Origin of the sequence: Pseudomonas sp. IT-P12 (assembly GCF_949767465.1) — a bacterium.
Taxonomy (GTDB): domain Bacteria; phylum Pseudomonadota; class Gammaproteobacteria; order Pseudomonadales; family Pseudomonadaceae; genus Aquipseudomonas.
Map to the genome: position 1 here is coordinate 168019 of NZ_CATKPY010000027.1, position 17321 is coordinate 185339.

Genomic DNA, 17321 nt, shown 5'->3' on the forward strand with positions numbered 1-17321 from the left:
CAGGGTCGCGCGGATTTGATTTCACCGCGCTGTCGATCCGATAACTATGTACCGCCAGCCCCGCGCCCGTCCTTGATTTCCTTGCGCACTCTCCAAACGCTCAAGGAAAAGCACGATGCAGCAGGTCCAGGATCGCTCGGCCACGGTCAGCGCGGCACCCTCAGAACACCCCGACAGCCATTACCAGCACCTCGTCAACGCCCTGCCCGACTGGCTTGGCCAGGTCTCGCCCGCTCAGCGCCAGGCACTCAAGGCCACGCCACCCCGACTTGCCGACGGATTGAAGGCAGCGTCGCCCGAACAGCACCAGACCCTGCAGACACTGACTGCCGCGCACTGGAGCGCACAAAGCGCGGTCGATAAACGCCTGGAACACCTGCAGGACGCCAGCGCCTTCGCCGAACCCTTGCTCAGGGCTGCGCTGAAAAACCAGTTCGGCCTGGACCTGGACGTGAGAAACACCTGGTTGCGCCTGTACGTGCCGGTCAGCGTGCCCGGGTTTGCGCTGAAAACCGGCGCCCGCGCCTGGACCGTTTCCTTGCTGGACGCGGCCCTGCACAACTTCGACGCGCAGGAGAGCGAAGACGATGCCTACGAAGCGCACTCGTGCTTCATCAGCGCACCGACGCCCACCGGTCAATTCGACACCCTGCCCCAGATCAAGCAGACGTTGAGCATCCCGGCGTTCATCAAACTGTGCAGAACCCTCGACATAGGTGCGCAGTACCAGGCCTGCCTGAAGGAAAGCCTGGGGTTTTCCGAGCCGGTGGGCGCTGCCGTACTGCGCCTGAAAATCGACGCAAGCGAGCAAGCCGCCCTGAGAGCCGCCCTGCAGTGGGCGCGGATGAACGGTGACCTCGACGAGCAATATCTGCGCTTGATCGGCGGGCTGCTCGACGGATTGCAAGGCATGCGCATCAACGGCCAGGCCTTGCGCTGCCACGACCTGACGATGATGTCGGCGAGCCTGACCGGCATCGTGCTGTTTGCCCCGGACCTGGAACGGTCGCAGAAAGCGGTGCCCGTGGTCGCCTACGTGCCGGGTGACCCCGAGCACCCGGTCAAGCAGTACGCCTCCAGCGCCGAGATGGCCGCCGAGTTGATCCGCCAACTGCGCTCAGCGCCGTACCAGCAGTTCTTCAGCCGCTTCGTGGCTCACGAAAAACGCGGTGTGTTCTTTGCCACGTTGAACACGCGCCTGAGCACACTGGCGTGGCACGAACCGGTCGCCGGCAGCACGCTGCCGTCCTGGCGGCCAACACCCGTGGAAAAACCGGACCTGCAGTTCACCGCCTCGCTCATTGACGGCAACCTGTGGCGCCACCTTTATCAGGGCAAACTGAACAAGATCCTCAATGACGCCCGCACCCTCGCCGTCTCCACCGCATCTGCCGACCGGAAAGCGCGTTGGGCGCTGTGGGATTCCTTCGTCGACATAGCGTCCGAGATTCTCCAGACGGCCGCCTTCATCGTGGCGCCATTTGTGCCGGGGCTGGGGGAATTGATGATGGCCTACATGGCGTATCAACTGCTCGATGAAACCTTCGAGGGCGTGATCGACTGGACGCTGGGACAAACCCGCGAAGGCTTCGAACACTTGATGGGGGCCGTGGAGTCGCTGGTACAACTGGGGGTGTTCGCGGCGGGCGCGGCGATTGGCGCGGGGGAATATCGCAAAGTGCTGCCCAGCGAGGTCGTGGCGTTCATCGACCGCTTCAAGCCGGTCACCCTGGCCAATGGAAATACCCGCTACTGGAAACCCGACCTCAAGGCCTATGAACACCCCGCGCCAGCCGCTCGAACCGAAGTCGACTCGCTGGGCCTGCGCGCGCATCAAGGCAAACAACTGCTGCCCATCGACCAGGCCCATTATGCGGTGAGCCAAAACCCGATCACCGGGCAATACCACATCGAACACCCGACCCGGCCGGACGCGTACCGCCCCCCACTGCACCACAACGGCGACGGCGCCTGGCACACCGAACTCGAGCAGCCGCTGGAGTGGGACACCTCCACCGCGCTACGGCGCATCGGCCATTCGGTCGAAGGCTTTTCCGACGCCCGTCGCGAGCGGATTCTGCAGGTCAGCGGCTGCTCCGAGGACGCGCTGCGCAAGATGCACGTCAATCAGCAGTCCTTGCCGCCACTGCTGGCCGACAGTATCAAGCGCTTCCAGATCGATCAGGACCTTGAACGGTTCATCGGCCAACTGGACAGCGAATCGCCCGAGCAATACCTGCTCGCGGAGCCATCGCTGCTGCTGCAACTGCTCAAGCGGCACCCGCGCTGGCCAGCGGACAAACCCCTGCAATTCATTGAAGCAGGCAACTATGACCTGATGCAGGGCGACCTCCTGCAAACGTTGCTGCAGACCCTCGACGACAGCGAGATCAAAACGCTGCTGGGCGAAGGGTTTGGTGACCCGACACCGTCGCTCGACAGTCGGACCCGTGCCCTCAGGAAACAACTGGTGGACCTGGCCCGGGAACACCGCACGTCGCTGTTTGAATCACGCTACCAATCTCTTGAGCAAACCCAAGACCCACGGGTTCGCCAGATCGTGCAACACGATCCGCACCTGCCGCTCAGCGTCGCACGGGAGCTGGCCGACACCGCGACCGGCGAGGAACTCCAGCAGATCCGCCAGGGACAGCTTCCCGCGCGCCAGCAGGCACTGATTGAGCTGGCCAACCAGGAAGTGCGCGTCACCCGTGCCTTCGAAGGGTTGGAGCTGGATTCGGTGAACAATCCCGACACCGAGACCCTGGCGCTGCACAGCCTGCAACAGTTACCCGGCTGGACCCATGAGGTGCGTATCGAGGTCCGCGACGGCAGCTATGAAGGACGCCGGCTGGACAGCGCCGGAGCGACGCAGGCCCCGTTGCAGAAAATCCTTGTGCGCCAGGCCGACGGTCGCTACCAGCCTTTTGACGATCGCGGCCAGGCGCTGCATTCGGTCACCGATTTCTATTCGAGCATTCTGTACGCCCTGCCCGACTCGGAACGCCAGGCGCTGAACCTGCACATCGGCCAGGGGCAGCAGCTCAAAGCCGCGATTCGCGAACGCCCGCTGGCACGCAGTGAACTGCGCGTGGCGATTTCCCACCCACCGGTGCAGGCGCCTGCGCTCGACACCCTGCGCCTGGTGACCGTCCAGGGTTATCGCCGCCTGCTGCGCACGGAGCCCACCTCCCAGGAACTGCCCTTCACCCTGGAACAACGCGCCCAGGCGCTGTTTCCCGGGTATTACATGGATGAAATCGACGCGCTGCTGACGCGATTGCGCAACCACCCCGACGGGGTACGGGCCGAGTTGTCGCGCCTGGGCAACGAATTCACGCGACTGGCCGATGACCTGGGACGCTGGGTCAACCAGACCCCGACCGTCGACCGCCAAGGGGGCGTGCTGACCGAGGCGCAATACCAGGACGCCCGCCAGGCACGCCGTTTGTTCAAGGACGCCCTGCTGCAATGCTGGCGCCGGGAAACCCGCAACCCTGTCGGTTACATGCTGTTCGTGCCGGGCTCGATCCCCGGCGAGCTGCCGCCCCTGAGCGCCGACTTCGCCCATGTCGCTTCGCTGCAGATCAACGGCAGCAGCGGCACCACCGGCCTCGATGGTTTTTTGCAGAACCTGCCCGGCCTGGTGCATCTGGAGATGGTCAACTTCGAGCTGCCAGGCCTGCCCCAGGCCATCACCGCCATGCCGGAACTGCGCCAACTGGTGGCGCGCAACTGCGCCCTCTCGCTGTCGCCGTCCGACCAGCGGATCCTCGCCTCCTCACCGCTGCTGTCACTGCTGGATCTGCAAAACAATCCACTGGCGCACGCACCTGACCTGCACGCCATACCGACGTTGCGCGAAGTCAACCTGGCCGCCACCGGCATCCGCACGGTGCCCGCGGACCTGCTCGATCATCCGCAACTGATCATTGGCAACTTCTCCAACAACGCCATCACCGAATTGCCCGAGCCGCTCTACACACTGGGCGCGGAACTGAGCAACGGCTACTGTTTTGCCGACAACCCGTTGTCCACCGCCACCCGCGAACGGATCAGACGTCATTACCTGCGCACTGGCACGCACTTCGCCGTGTTGCCCGAACACGTGGACATCGCTCGGGTGAGCAACCTGTTTCCGCAAATGAACATCGGGCAGGTCACCGACCTGCTCTATCGCCTGCCCGGAACGCTGGCCGAAGGCCGGGAACAACTGACCCGCTGGGAAGCCGAACTCACTGTCCTGGTCGGCGACCTGTCGCGCTGGGAAAACGACACCCCGGAGCGCGATCCCGCGACACATCGGCCGCTTGACATCAATGAGATGTTTACCGAACAGGTGGCCAGGGAAGCCTTCGCCCGATCACTGGAGTCGTTCTGGCGCAATCGATTCAGCGACCATCCCGAGCGGTTCCGGCTGGAATTGAAGTTCATCGGCGATCTACCGGCACTCAGCGCCGATTTCAGTCATGTGCCGCTGTTGACCTTCGTCGGCAATCCCCACATCGGTGCCATCGACCCGTTCCTGCAACGCTTCCCCGGCCTGCGGGGCCTGCACCTCAAGGACTTCACGCTCAACCACCTGCCCCCGGCGCTGGCGAGAATGCCGAAGCTGCGCACCCTGAGCCTCGACCATTGCCACCTGACGCTACCGGCCGATGGCCAACTGGCGCTGGCCGCACCGCACATGCTCGGTACCCTGGAACTGGCCAACAACCCACTGGGCAGCCCGCCCGACCTGACACGACTGCCCGCGCTCACCTACCTGGACCTGAGCCGGTGCGGATTGTCGACGATCCCGGTCGGTCTTGCCGGGCACACCGAACTCATGACCGCCGTGCTCAGTGGCAACCGCATTACCGCCCTGCCCGATGAGTTCTTCACGTTGTCTGCGGCACAAGTCGATGGCCTGGATTTCGCGCATAACCCGTTGTCGCTCGCCACCCGTGAACGGATCAAAAGCTACTTTCAGGACCAGCGAGAAGACCTGGGCGTGCGCGCTGACGAGGCCGACATCAGGCAGGTGCAACAATTGTTCCCCACCTTGGACGAGGAGGACGCCAGCGATGTGATCTACGACCTGCCCGGCACCTTGCAAGAGGGCCGCGAGCACCTGCAGCGCTGGGCGTCGGAACTCACGCAACTGATCGACACCTTCGCGGCGTGGGTGAAAAACGTGCCGGAGCATCATCCGGTCAGCGGTGAACCGCTCAATGCCGATCAGCGATTCACCGAGCAACGGGCCAGGATGCAGTTTTCCCAGGACCTGGAGCGATACTGGCGCAGTCGTCCCGACCCTGAGCAGAAGCGCGCCGACACCTTCGTCCTGAACCTGAATTTCTGCGGCGACCTGCCGCCGATCACGGCGGATTTCGGCCATGTGACCAGCCTGAGCCTCGCCGGCAACCCGAGCGTTCTCGGCAGCGAGCGGTTCCTCGAACGGTTCCCCAACCTCCGCATCCTCGACCTGCATGACTTCGCCCTGGATCGAGTCCCCCCGGGGCTGACGCAGATGTCAGCGCTTCGGGAACTGACCCTGACGCGCTGCCAGATGACCCTGACCCCAGAGAGCCAGGCCGTCCTTTCGTCACTCGATGGCCTCGAAGCGCTGGACCTGAGCGACAACCCGCTGACGGTCGCTCCGGATATCACGGCCATGCCGTTACTCAATGAACTGCGTTTGGCAAACACCGGGATCACCCAATTGCCGAAGGGCTTCACCCGCCTGGAGAACCTGAGGATTGCAACGCTTTACAACAACCGGATCGCCGAGCTGCCCGACGAGTTGTTCTCGGTCAACGAGCGTTTCGCCGACGGCATCAACCTGAGCCATAACCCGCTGTCGGCCGACAGCCGGGAGCAGATCAAGATCCACTACGCCGCCACCGGTCGTGACTTTGCCGTGCCCGCCGGGCAGGCAGAGATCGGCCGGGTCCAGGCGTTGTTCAAGATGATGGATAAAGAGGATGCCAGCCATGTGATCTATAAGCTGCCGGGAACGCTCGAGGACGGTCTTGCGCAGTTGACCCGTTGGGAAGCCGAAATCAGCCAGTTGACCGAGGACCTCAAGCACTGGACTCAGAACGTCCCCGCCGAACACCCGTCACTCGGGCACACGCTGGACGCCCAGGAGATCGACGCCGAGCACATTGCACGGCAAGCGTTCGCGCAGCAGCTGGAGCAATTCTGGCGCCAGCGGGTGCCCAACACACCGGAGCTGCGGGACAACACCTTCATCGCCGAGCCGTCGTTCATCGGTGAGATGCCGGCGCTGACCGCCGACTTCAGCCATGTCTCGCTGCTGTCCCTCAAAGGTCATGATGCCCTGCGCATGCAGGCGCGTTTCCTCGACTGCTTCAGCGGCCTGCAACACCTGGAACTGCGCCATTTCGACCTGGGCCGGATTCCCTCCGAGATTGCCCGCATACCCACCCTGGAGTTTCTGGTTCTGGGCCGTTGCGGCGTGGTCTTCGATGACGAAGGGCAAGCCGTGCTCGGCGCGTTGCCACGCTTGAAAATGCTCGACCTGTTCGATAACCCGCTGGGCCGCGCACCGGACCTCACACCCCTGAAAACCCTGACGTTCATCGACTTTTCCGGCACCGGCATCGAGCGCATGCCTCCCGGCGTGGCGAGCCTTCCCGAGTTGAACACCGCCCTGTTGCGCGACAACCTGATCACTGAATTGCCGCCAGCGTTCTATCAATTGCCGGGGGCCAACGGCGACGGTTTCGACCTGACCAACAACCCGCTGTCCGAGGCGACGCTTGAACGCTTGAAAGCCTACTGGCAGCGAACCGGCAGCGACCTCGGCGCCTCGGCCGCCCCGGCAGACATCGAGCACGCCCTGGCGCTGTACCCAGGCCTGGACAGCATCGAAGCCAGCCACCTGATCTTTGCCCTGCCCGGCACCCTGGCGGAGGGTCGCGTTGAACTGGCTCGCCGGCAAACCGAGCTGGCCACGCTGATCGACGACCTCGACGCCTGGGTCGCAGATACCGCCCACCACCCGACCACCGGCGAACCGCTCGACGCCTCCGCACGGGCACAGGAGCAAGAGCGGCGGCGGGCGTTCAAGGACAGCCTGGAACAATGCTGGCGAACCATCCCGGTGGAAAACCGCTTCGCCGATGAACTCAGCTTCAAGTTCAACGCGTCGTTCTTCGGCGACTTGCCGGTGCTGACGGCTGACTTCGGCAATGTCCTGGAACTCTACCTGGCCCACAACGGCCCCCACGCTCCGCGGATCGGCCGCTTTCTCGAGCACTTCCCCAACCTGACCCGTCTGGCGATCCGCGGTTATCGACTGGAGAGGATTCCCGACGCCATCTTCAACATGCGCCAGTTGACCGCGTTGAGCCTGCCGGAATGCCACATCACCCTGGACAGGGTATCGGTGGACAAACTGGCCGGCCTGCACGACCTCGACAGCCTGAATCTGCGCGGCAATCCGCTGGGCCTGGCGCCCGACCTGAGCCACATGCAGGACCTGACCTCGCTGGATCTGAGCCACACCGGATTGACCGTCATGCCCAAAGGGCTGCTCGCCAACCACGGTTTGCTCAGTGCCGAGCTGAGCTACAACGCCATCACCCAGGTACCGATCGAACTGACGCAAGCCGCTGCCCACTTCACCCAGGGCTTCGACTTGCGCGGCAACCCACTGTCAGCGCAAAGCCTGGAGCGCATCGCCGCGCACTTTCGTGAAACAGGCAACACCCTGGGCATCGACGGCTTGACGCAACGGCCACGCGCCGATGACCCGGCGAATGGCATCGACATGGAGCACTGAGACCGCCCTGGCCCTGTGCGTTAACTATGTACCGCACAGGGCCAGACGCCCTTTGTTTTGCTGGCAACCCAATCAACCGCTAAGGACTGCGCAATGAATCACCCGGAACCCCCATGGACGGCCTTGCCCGACGTGCACTTTCATCCTGCATTCAACAACCTGCCGCCGTGGCTGCTCAAGGCATCGCCGGCCACCCGCGACAGGTTGGCCGACGCGGACCTGCAACGTCCCTCATGGCACGCGCTCGCGACCCGCGAGCAATGGCAGGCGCTGAAAAACGCCAGCGACCAGCACATGATCGAGCGCACGCGCCTGGAGTCACGGCTGGCCAGGCTGCAAAACGCCCGGGACTTCGCCGAGCCGCTGCTGACGGCGGCGTTGAGCAGCCGCTTCGGCCTCGAACTGGACGTCAAGACCACCTTCCTGCGCCTGTACATCCCGCAGCACATTCCCTGGTTGCCGATTACGTCCGGTGCCGCGCGCACCTGGACGGTGTCACTGCTGGACGCGGCACTGCACAACTTCCAGGCCTCGGAAACACGCGACGAAGCCTACGAGCCGGACTCGACCTACATCACCGAGCCCTCGCCCACCGGGCAGTTCGACACCTTGCCAGCGATCAAACGGCAACTGCCGATTCAGCGTTTTACCCAGTTGTGCCGCGAGCTGGACATCGGCGCCCGCTACCAGGCCTACCTCAAGGAATCCCTGGGGCTGAACAACCGGGTGGCCAGCGAGGTGATCAAAACCTACGTCATCCAGTCGCACAAAACCGCGCTGCGGGCCGCCCTGGAAATAGCGCACCTGCGCAAGGACCTGCCAGAAGATGTTTATCGAGCGATCCACGAGCAGGTTCTCCAGGCCCCGCGCGCGGATAATCGCACGTTGCGCGGCCACAGCCTGAGCATGATGGCCTCGACCTTGACCGGAATCCTGGTGTTCGCCGCCGGACTGCAAGGCGCGCGGCGAGCCCTGCCGGTAGTGGCGTACATTCCCGACGACCCCGAGGCGCCGCTCAAACACTACGAGAACGCCCAGGCGTTCATCGGCGACCTGACCCGCAAACTGCGCTCTCCTGCCTACCAGGCGTTTTTCAGCCGCTTCGTCGATCATGGCGAACGCGGGCATTTCTTCGCCGACCTCACCCGGCGCCTGGGCCGCGTCAGCTGGCATCAACGCCAGCCCGGCGATTCGCAGCCGAGTTGGCGCAACACGCCCATCGACACCCCCAACCTGCAGTTCTCGGTCAACCCGATCAACGCTGAACTGTGGCCCCACCTCTACCAGCAACACCTGAACAAAATCCTCAACGACGCGCGTACCGTGGCCGTCTCCACCGCCAGCGCCGACCGCGCCGCACGCTGGGCGCTGTGGGACGCCCTAGGAAAAATCGCCAGCACGATTGTCGAAGTGGTGTCGTTCGTGGCCCTGCCGTTCGTGCCGTTTCTCGGCGAGTTGATGCTGGCCTACCTGGCTTATCAGGTCCTCGACGAATCCTTCGAAGGCATCATCGACTGGGCCGAAGGTTTGAAAACCCAGGCGCTGGGCCAGTTGCTCAACATCGCGCAAACGGCGGTGCAACTCGGGGTCTTCGCCGTGGGCGGCGCCATGGCGGCCAATGCATTCAGTCGCTTGCTGCCCGCACAAACCGTGGCCCTGTTCTCGTCGTTCAAACCGGTGCGCAACGCCGGCAAAACCCGCTACTGGCGGCCGGACCTGACGCCCTACGAGCAGGCGCTCGAACTGCCGAAAAACGCCAGGCCCGATGAGCTGGGTCTGTATCGACACCAGGGCAAGACCCTGTTGCGCCTGGAGGACAAGCTTTACGCGGTGAAACCGGACAGCCCCAGCGGCGAATTCCAGATCGAGCATCCGACCCGCGCCGAGGCCTATCAGCCGCCGTTGCAACACAACCACCACGGCGCCTGGCAGACCGTGCTGGATGACCCGATCACCTGGGATCGAGACACCGTGATGCGCCGCCTCGGCCACAGCGTCGAGTCATTCAGCCACGCCGAACGCGAGCAGATCCTGCGCATCAGCGGCTTCCACGACAACGTCTTGCGCGAGGTCCACGTCGAGCACCAGCGCCCGCCTTCGCTGCTGACCGACACGATCAAACGCTTCAGGATCGACCGCGATATCCAGGCCCTGATCGACGACCCCGCCCGCCAGCACCCCGACCGTGAGCAAGCGCTGCACCAGCGCCTGTCGCTGTTCGAATCGCGCTACCGCGACAGCGAGCAAACCAGCGACCGCGACATCCAACTGCTGCAAGGCGCCGTGCGCGGGCTGCCGACCGACATCGCCGGGGAACTGGTGGCCAACGCCACCGCCAGCGAACGCCTGGACATGCACCACGGCCGCACGCCACGGCGCCTGACCGATCTGGCGTACAAGGCCCTGGACGCGGTGCGGGTCGCTCGGGCCTACGAGGGGTTCTACCTGCCCGACATGGAAACCGTGGACACCCGCCGACTGGCCCTGCACAGCCTGGAATCCATGCCCGGCTGGCCGACCCGCCTGTGCATCGAAGTGCGCCAGTACTCGCACACCGGCGAGGTGCTGGACAGCCTCGGCGAGGCCGACGCACCGGACGTCAAGACATTGGTCAACGAGCAGGACGACACCTTTCACCTGCATGAAAACCCGGATCGACACGGCACCTTCTACCAGGTGCTCCTGGGCACCCTGACCCAGGCCGAGCGCGACACGCTGGGGCTTGTCGGCGAAGACAGCCGGGCGCTGAAAAAACGCATCGTCGATGTCGCGACGAACCAGCCGCGACTGCGCACGCTGTTCGCCAAACACCCGCTGCGAAAACCCGTTTACGACCCGTCGACCATGCGCCTGCCCGGCGGCACCCAGGGTTACCCGCGCCGCCATGGCAGCGCAATCCCCACGCTGGAGAACCGGGTGCTCGAACTCTATCGCGGGCTGGACGAAGAGGAATTGAGCGCGGTGATTGCCAGCCTGCGCAGCCATCCCGATGGCGCCCGCATGGAACTCACGCGGCGGGCCAGCGAACTGCATCAATTGCATCGCGATCTGAGCCGCTGGATCAACGACACCCCGGTCCTCGACCCGGAAACCGGGTTGGCGCTGAGTGACAGCGAACAGCAGGGGACGCGCAACAATCGCCGTTTGCTGGCGCAGGAAATCCGCCGCAGTTGGCGACGCCAGTCCGAGCGTGACGTCGAAGCAGGCGATGGTGACTTTCGCTACACGCTGCGATTCAGCGAGCCGATTCCGGGCGACCTGCCCCTCCTCACGGCCGATTTTCCCGACGTTTCGGTACTGACCCTCGAGGGCCACCGCGCCGCGCACGGCATCCCGGCCTTTGTGCAGCGGTTCAGCGGGTTGCGCCGACTGGAGCTGCGCCGTTTCACCCTCGACCGGCTGCCCGACGCGATCGCGAACATGCCGCACCTCGAAACCTTGATCCTCAGCGATTGCGGAATTCAGTTCGACGGCATCGCCTGGAAAAAACTGGCGTCGATGAAGAAACTCAAGGTCCTCGATCTCAACCGCAATGCGTTTGACGCCGTGCCGGGGATCGAATCGATGCCGGGGCTGGTTCACCTCGACTTGAGCGACACCGGGTTGACCGCCCTGCCCCGTGGCGCCACGCAACACACCGGGCTCAACACCCTGATGTTGATGAACAACGCCATCGACCAGTTGCCGCCCGGTCTGTTCGACAGCCCGGTGCATGAAAAGCGTGGGGTGTTCCTGTCCAACAACCCGCTCACCGAGGCGTCGCGGGAACAGATCAAGCTGCATTACTTCCAGACCGCCTACGATCTCGGGGTGTCGGCACCGGCGGCGGATATTCAGCGGGTCATGGCGCTGTACCCGAACCTGGAATCGGCACAGGCCAGCGACTTCCTCTACGAACTGCCCGGCACCTGGGCCGACAGCCTGAGCGAGCTGACCCGGCTGGAAGCCGAGCTGGCGCAACTGGGTCACGACCTGTCCGCCTGGACCGCCGACCTGCCAGCGCTGCACCCGGTGTCCGGCGAACCCTTCACCGCCGATCAGGTGCTAACCGAGCACCTCAACCGCGATGCCTTCATGCAGGCGCTGCAACGCTGCTGGCGTCAGGACATGGAGCTGGACGAATTCAATGAGCTGCTCGAACCCACCTACGAGCTGGTGCTCGATTCGGTGATTCACGGTGAGCTGCCGGCCCTGCGCGCCGACTTCAGCCATGTCTCGGCGCTGGAGTTGCGCAGCGACCATGGCGCGACACGCATCGGGCGTTTCCTTGAGGCGTTCCCCAAACTGAAACGCCTGAAGCTGCGCGACTTTGACCTGGGCAATCTGCCTGAGGCGGTGTTCAAGATGGGCCCGTTGAACTCACTGTCGCTGCCCAACTGCCGGATCACCCTGTCAGCGCAATCGGCCAGCGCGTTGGCGGGCATGGAGGGTATCGAGTACCTCGACCTGGCGCACAACCCACTGCAACTCACCCCGGACTTCAGCCAGATGCAAAGCCTCGCGACCGTGGTGATGCATGACACAGGCCTGCGGGAAATCCCCCGTGGCTTGCTGGACAAAGCCGCACTGGACTGGGTGGACCTGAGCAACAACGCCATCACCGATGTCCCCAGCGACATCCTGGAAATGACGACGGACCAGGCGGATGTCCTGCACCTGTCCAACAACCCGTTCAGCGAAGCCACGCTGCTGCGCCTGATCGCCCACTACGAAAAGACCGGTATCGACTTCGGCATCGAAGCCGTGATCCAGCGCGGCGAAGTGCAAATGGCCACGTCCGACGAATCGGAGGCGGATGAGTAGGGAGTGACGCTCCCACAGGTTTTGGAGGCGTTCTCAATAGCCTGGAACCACTCAATACATTGTGGGAGCGGGCTTGCTCGCGAAAGCGGTGGGTCAGTCGCCGGTGATGTTGGCTGTGCCGGCTCATCGTCGGAACGCCGCCCGGAGCAAGCCCGCTCCTACATTGGAGGGAGCCGTCAGCCGCGCTCTGAGGGGACCGATGACAACTCGAACGGGCTGCTGCTGCGCCGCTGGTTGCGGTCTTCGCGCGGGGTGGCGCCGAAGAAGTTGCGGTAAGCGCTGGAGAAGTGCGGCCCCGAAGAGAAGCCGCAGGACAGGCCGATCTGGATGATCGATTTGCTGGTTTGCATCAACATCTGCCGGGCCTTGTTCAGGCGCAGTTCCAGGTAATACTGGCTCGGCACGCGGTTGAGGTATTGCTTGAAGATCCGCTCCAGCTGCCGACGGGACACGCACACGTGCTGGGCGATTTCGTCGGTGGTCAGCGGTTCTTCGATGTTGGCTTCCATCAGCAGCACCGCCTGGGTGAGCTTCGGATGGCTGGAGCCCAAGCGATTCTGCAATGGAATGCGCTGACGCTCGCCGCCTTCGCGGATGCGCTCCACCACCAGTTCTTCCGACACGGCACCGGCCAGTTCCGCGCCGTGATCCCGGGCCAACACTGCCAGCAACAAGTCGAGCACCGACATGCCGCCGCACGCGGTCAGGCGGTCGCGATCCCAGTCGAACAGGTGGCTGGTGGCGATGACTTTGGGGAAGCGTTCGGCGAAGTCGTCCTGCCAGCGCCAGTGCACGGCGGCGCGATAACCGTCGAGCAGACCGAGCTGCGCCAGCGGGTAGACCCCGGCCGACAAGCCGCCGATCACACAACCGGCGCGCACCAGTTGCTTGAGCGCGCTGCTCAGTGCCGGCGTCATCGCGGTCGGTGGCTCGTCGGCGAGCAGGAACAGTTTCTGGAAATTCTCGAGCTTGCCGGTCCAGGCCTCGCCCGGCAATTGCCAGGCGCCTTCGTCCGGCGCTTCGGCCTGCAGGAACGACAGTTCGTAGACCACCTCCGGATGCACACGCTGGGCCACACGCAAGGCCTCCTCAGCCAGCGCAAGCGTCAGGGCTTTAGTGCTGGGCCAAATCAGGAAACCAATTCGATGGGCAGTCATGGCGGGCAATCCGAAGCGAAATCAAGTGTTGAAGGCATGGGCCAATGCTAGCCCGTAAATGAACACAAAACTCAAAACCAGTCACGATCCGGGCAGCGATCTGAATGTGGGAGCGAGCCTGCTCGCGAAAGCGATGAATCAGTCGACATCTGCTTGGGATGTCACACCGCACTCGCGAGCAGGCTCGCTCCCACAGATCCGGGACCGGCTTCAGGCTGCGAAGCATGCACTATCAAGGTGCACAAAGGCAGCACTGATTACTTCAGGCTCCCGGAGAGGAACTGCTGCAGACGCTCCGATTGCGGGTTCACCAGCACTTCACGCGGGTTGCCGCTTTCTTCGACGACGCCTTTGTGCAGGAACACCAACTGGTTCGACACTTCACGGGCGAAGCCCATTTCGTGGGTCACCACCACCATGGTACGGCCTTCTTGGGCCAGGGCCTGCATCACCTTGAGCACGTCACCCACCAGCTCCGGGTCGAGCGCCGAGGTCGGTTCGTCGAACAGCATCACCTCCGGTTCCATCGCCAGCGCACGGGCAATCGCCACGCGCTGCTGCTCGCCGCCGGACATGTGCCCCGGGTAGGCGTCCTTGCGATGGGCCACGCCGACCTTGTTCAGGTAGTGCTCGGCTTTCTCGCGGGCTTCGGCCTTGGACACGCCCAGTACGTGGACCGGCGCTTCCATGATGTTTTCCAGCGCGGTCATGTGCGACCACAGGTTGAAATGCTGGAACACCATCGACAGGCGCGAACGCATACGCTGCAGCTGCTTCGGATCGGCGGCCTTCATCGCGCCGTCCTTGTTCGCCACCAGCTTCAACTCTTCGTTGTTGAGCAGGATACGGCCCGCGTGCGGCTGCTCCAGCAGGTTGATGCAGCGCAGGAAAGTACTTTTGCCGGAGCCACTGGAGCCGATGATGCTGATCACATCGCCGGCGGCCGCTTTCAGGGACACGCCCTTGAGCACTTCGTGACTGCCATAGCGTTTATGCAGGTCTTGGACTTCAAGTTTGTACATGCTGTCGGTTCTCACAAAAACAGTCAGTCAGTCGTTGAGCAAGCGCCCGTGACGCAGCGCTTCGCGCCCCGCCACCTTGGCCAGCCAGAAACCGGGTTGGGCATAACGCAGCCGTTCAATGGCAAACAGCACCCCGGACGTACCCGCACACACGGTGCTCACCCGATCCGATAACGGATCGATCACTTCGAAAATTTCATCGCCGGCTTCGATCCACTCGCCGGGCCTGCGCAGGAAACTGACCACGCCCGGGTGCGGCGCGAACAGCAACTCGGTGCCTTCGAACGGCATGCCTTCACAAGGCTCCTGCGCCGGTCTTGGCCATTCGCCGCCGATCAGCCCCTGCTCGGCGAGGAACGCCAGGATGCCTTCGGCATAGGCTTCGGCATCGTCGCGAGCGGTGTCGGCCTGGCCACCCAGCTCGACGGTCGTTGCCAGGCACGCCAGGGGAATCTGCGCGTCGGGGAACTGCCGCGACAGGCGCAGCCACGGCAGCGAACAGGCTTCATCGAACGAGCTGCCACCGGAATCCTCGGCCAGCAGGCCGACCTTGACGTTCAGGTGCGCGGCCAGCGAACGCCACTGCGGCCAGTGTTGCGGCAAGGCGTACATGTGCAGCGCCGCTTCGGCATCGCAATGCAGGTCCAGCACCACGTCCGCCGTGCAGGCATGGCTGAGCAGGATGCGCTGCATGCCTTGCAGCTGGCTCGCAGCGGCAGGCAACGCCGCCAGGTGATCGCTCATGGCCTGGCGGATCAGGCGGATGTTGGCGTGCGGGTCGTCGCCCAGGTGCCCGGCGAGTTGTGCGGCGACGGGCGCGCTGAGTTCGACGAAATCACGGTTGAAGTTCTTGCCGCTGCCCGCCTCGAAACGCCCTTGATGATTGCCCTGCAACAGTTGCCCGAGGCCCAGTGGGTTGGCCACCGGCACCAGTTCGATGACGCCGTTGAGCAGGCCCTGGGCTTCGAGTTCGCCCAGGCGCTTTTTCAGCTCCCAGGCGGTGCGCATGCCCGGCAGTTCATCGGCGTGCAGGCTGGCCTGGATGTAGGCCTTGCGCTCGCCGCTGCACTCTCTATTCCCAAAGCTGAACACCGAGATCTGCCGCTCGCTGCCCAGGTGGCTCCATGGCAGGGAATGATCGATACGTTCCATATCAGTGCTTCCGCGGGGCCAGGTAGCCCAGCCAGCGGCGCTCGGCCAGTTTGAACAGCTTCACCAGGATGAAGGTCAGGCACAGGTAGAACACGCCCGCCGTGATGTACGCCTCGAACGGCAGGTAGTACTGGGCGTTGACCGTGCGCGCGGCGCCGGTGATGTCGATCAGGGTCACGATGGAGGCCAGGCTGGTGGTCTGCAACATCATGATCACTTCGTTGCTGTACTGCGGCAGCGCCCGGCGCAGGGCCGATGGCAACAGGATGCGCTTGTACATCTTGAAGCGCGACATGCCCATGGCCTTGGCCGCCTCGATCTCGCCGTTCGGCGTGGCGCGCAGGCTGCCGGCGATGATTTCCGCGGTGTAGGCGCTGGTGTTGATGGCAAACGCCAGGCAGGCACAGAACGTGGCGCTGGACAGCCACGGCCAGAGGAAGCTTTCGCGCACCGCTTCGAACTGGGCCAGGCCGTAGTAGATCAGGAACAGCTGCACCAGCATCGGCGTGCCACGGATCACGTAGGTGTAGAGCCAGGCGGCGCCGTTGACCACCGCGTTCTTCGAGACGCGCATCAGGCCCAGGGGCAACGCGCACAGCAGGCCGAAGAACAGCGACAGCGCGAGCAGTTTGAGGGTGGTCAGCAAACCGCTGAAGTACAGCGGCAAGGCCTCCCAGATGACGTTGTAGTCGAAGATCATAGCTCAGCCGCCCTTACGCCTACCGAGTAGCGCTTCTCGAGGTGACGCAATGCCAGCAACGAGACGCTGGTGATCACCAGGTACATCGCCGCCACTGCGAGGAAGAAGGTGAAAGGCTCGCGGGTGGCATCCGCCGCCTGCTTGGCCTTGAACATCATGTCTTGCAGGCCCACTACCGAAATCAGCGCGGTGGCCTTGGTCAATACCAGCCAGTTGTTGGTGAAGCCCGGAATCGCCAGGCGAATCATCTGCGGCACCATCACCCGGAAGAACACCTGGAAACTGCTCATGCCGTAGGCCATGCCGGCTTCGGCCTGCCCCTTGGGGATCGCCATGAAGGCGCCACGGAAGGTTTCCGACAGGTACGCACCGAAGATGAAGCCCAGGGTGCCGATACCGGCGGCCAGCGGGTTGAGGTCGATGTAGTCGTCGTAGCCGAGCATCGGTGCCACGCGGTTGAGCAGGTCCTGGCCACCGTAGAAAATCAGCAGGATCAGCACCAGGTCGGGAATCCCGCGAATCACCGTGGAATACAGGTCGCCCAGCCACGCCAGCCAGCGCACCGGCGACAGACGCAGCGCCACGCCGATCAGCCCCAGGACAATGGCCAGCGCCATGGACGACAAGGCGAGCTGAAGCGTCAGCCATGCGCCATCGAGGATGACAGCCCCGTAGCCTTTCAACATGATTCAGGT

7 protein-coding genes are annotated in these 17321 nt (G+C 63.8%); 2 read left to right on the plus strand and 5 right to left on the minus strand.

Annotated elements, in window-relative coordinates; genetic code table 11:
* Positions 1-115 precede the first annotated feature (115 nt).
* Together ACM6IM_RS27655 and ACM6IM_RS27660 are read left to right on the plus strand one after the other, a co-directional pair.
* Positions 116-7792, plus strand: a complete 7677-nt coding sequence (locus tag ACM6IM_RS27655; protein WP_414866844.1) for a dermonecrotic toxin domain-containing protein — start codon at positions 116-118, stop codon at positions 7790-7792.
* Between the two features lie 93 nt (positions 7793-7885).
* A complete protein-coding gene (locus tag ACM6IM_RS27660; protein WP_414866845.1) occupies positions 7886-12595 on the plus strand; it encodes a dermonecrotic toxin domain-containing protein in 4710 nt (1569 codons plus the stop codon).
* A gap of 176 nt (positions 12596-12771) precedes the next feature.
* Here ACM6IM_RS27660 and argR read toward each other — a convergent pair whose 3' ends face one another.
* From argR to ACM6IM_RS27685, 5 genes are all read right to left on the minus strand, one after another.
* Complete coding sequence (gene argR, locus ACM6IM_RS27665; protein WP_414866846.1) at positions 12772-13752, minus strand: transcriptional regulator ArgR; 981 nt, start codon at positions 13750-13752, stop codon at positions 12772-12774.
* Between the two features lie 257 nt (positions 13753-14009).
* Complete coding sequence (locus ACM6IM_RS27670; RefSeq protein ID WP_034151461.1) at positions 14010-14774, minus strand: ABC transporter ATP-binding protein; 765 nt, start codon at positions 14772-14774, stop codon at positions 14010-14012.
* Positions 14775-14801: 27 nt separating this feature from the next.
* A complete protein-coding gene (locus tag ACM6IM_RS27675; protein WP_414866847.1) occupies positions 14802-15926 on the minus strand; it encodes a M14 family metallopeptidase in 1125 nt (374 codons plus the stop codon).
* A gap of 1 nt (position 15927) precedes the next feature.
* Entirely contained in the window at positions 15928-16626 is a 699-nt protein-coding gene (locus tag ACM6IM_RS27680) for an ABC transporter permease (protein ID WP_201193305.1), read from the minus strand.
* A complete protein-coding gene (locus tag ACM6IM_RS27685; RefSeq protein ID WP_192305773.1) occupies positions 16623-17312 on the minus strand; it encodes an ABC transporter permease in 690 nt (229 codons plus the stop codon). The genes ACM6IM_RS27680 and ACM6IM_RS27685 overlap by 4 nt, the downstream gene beginning before the upstream one ends.
* Positions 17313-17321 lie beyond the last annotated feature (9 nt).

What these genes read in the sequence shown, in the direction of transcription:
- ACM6IM_RS27670 (WP_034151461.1), bottom strand. Translation starts at nt 14,774, where the DNA reads ATGTACAAACTTGAAGTCCAAGACCTGCATAAACGCTATGGCAGTCAC.
- argR (WP_414866846.1), bottom strand. Translation starts at nt 13,752, where the DNA reads ATGACTGCCCATCGAATTGGTTTCCTGATTTGGCCCAGCACTAAAGCC.
- ACM6IM_RS27680 (WP_201193305.1), bottom strand. Translation starts at nt 16,626, where the DNA reads ATGATCTTCGACTACAACGTCATCTGGGAGGCCTTGCCGCTGTACTTC.
- ACM6IM_RS27685 (WP_192305773.1), bottom strand. Translation starts at nt 17,312, where the DNA reads ATGTTGAAAGGCTACGGGGCTGTCATCCTCGATGGCGCATGGCTGACG.
- ACM6IM_RS27655 (WP_414866844.1), top strand. Translation starts at nt 116, where the DNA reads ATGCAGCAGGTCCAGGATCGCTCGGCCACGGTCAGCGCGGCACCCTCA.
- ACM6IM_RS27675 (WP_414866847.1), bottom strand. Translation starts at nt 15,926, where the DNA reads ATGGAACGTATCGATCATTCCCTGCCATGGAGCCACCTGGGCAGCGAG.
- ACM6IM_RS27660 (WP_414866845.1), top strand. Translation starts at nt 7,886, where the DNA reads ATGAATCACCCGGAACCCCCATGGACGGCCTTGCCCGACGTGCACTTT.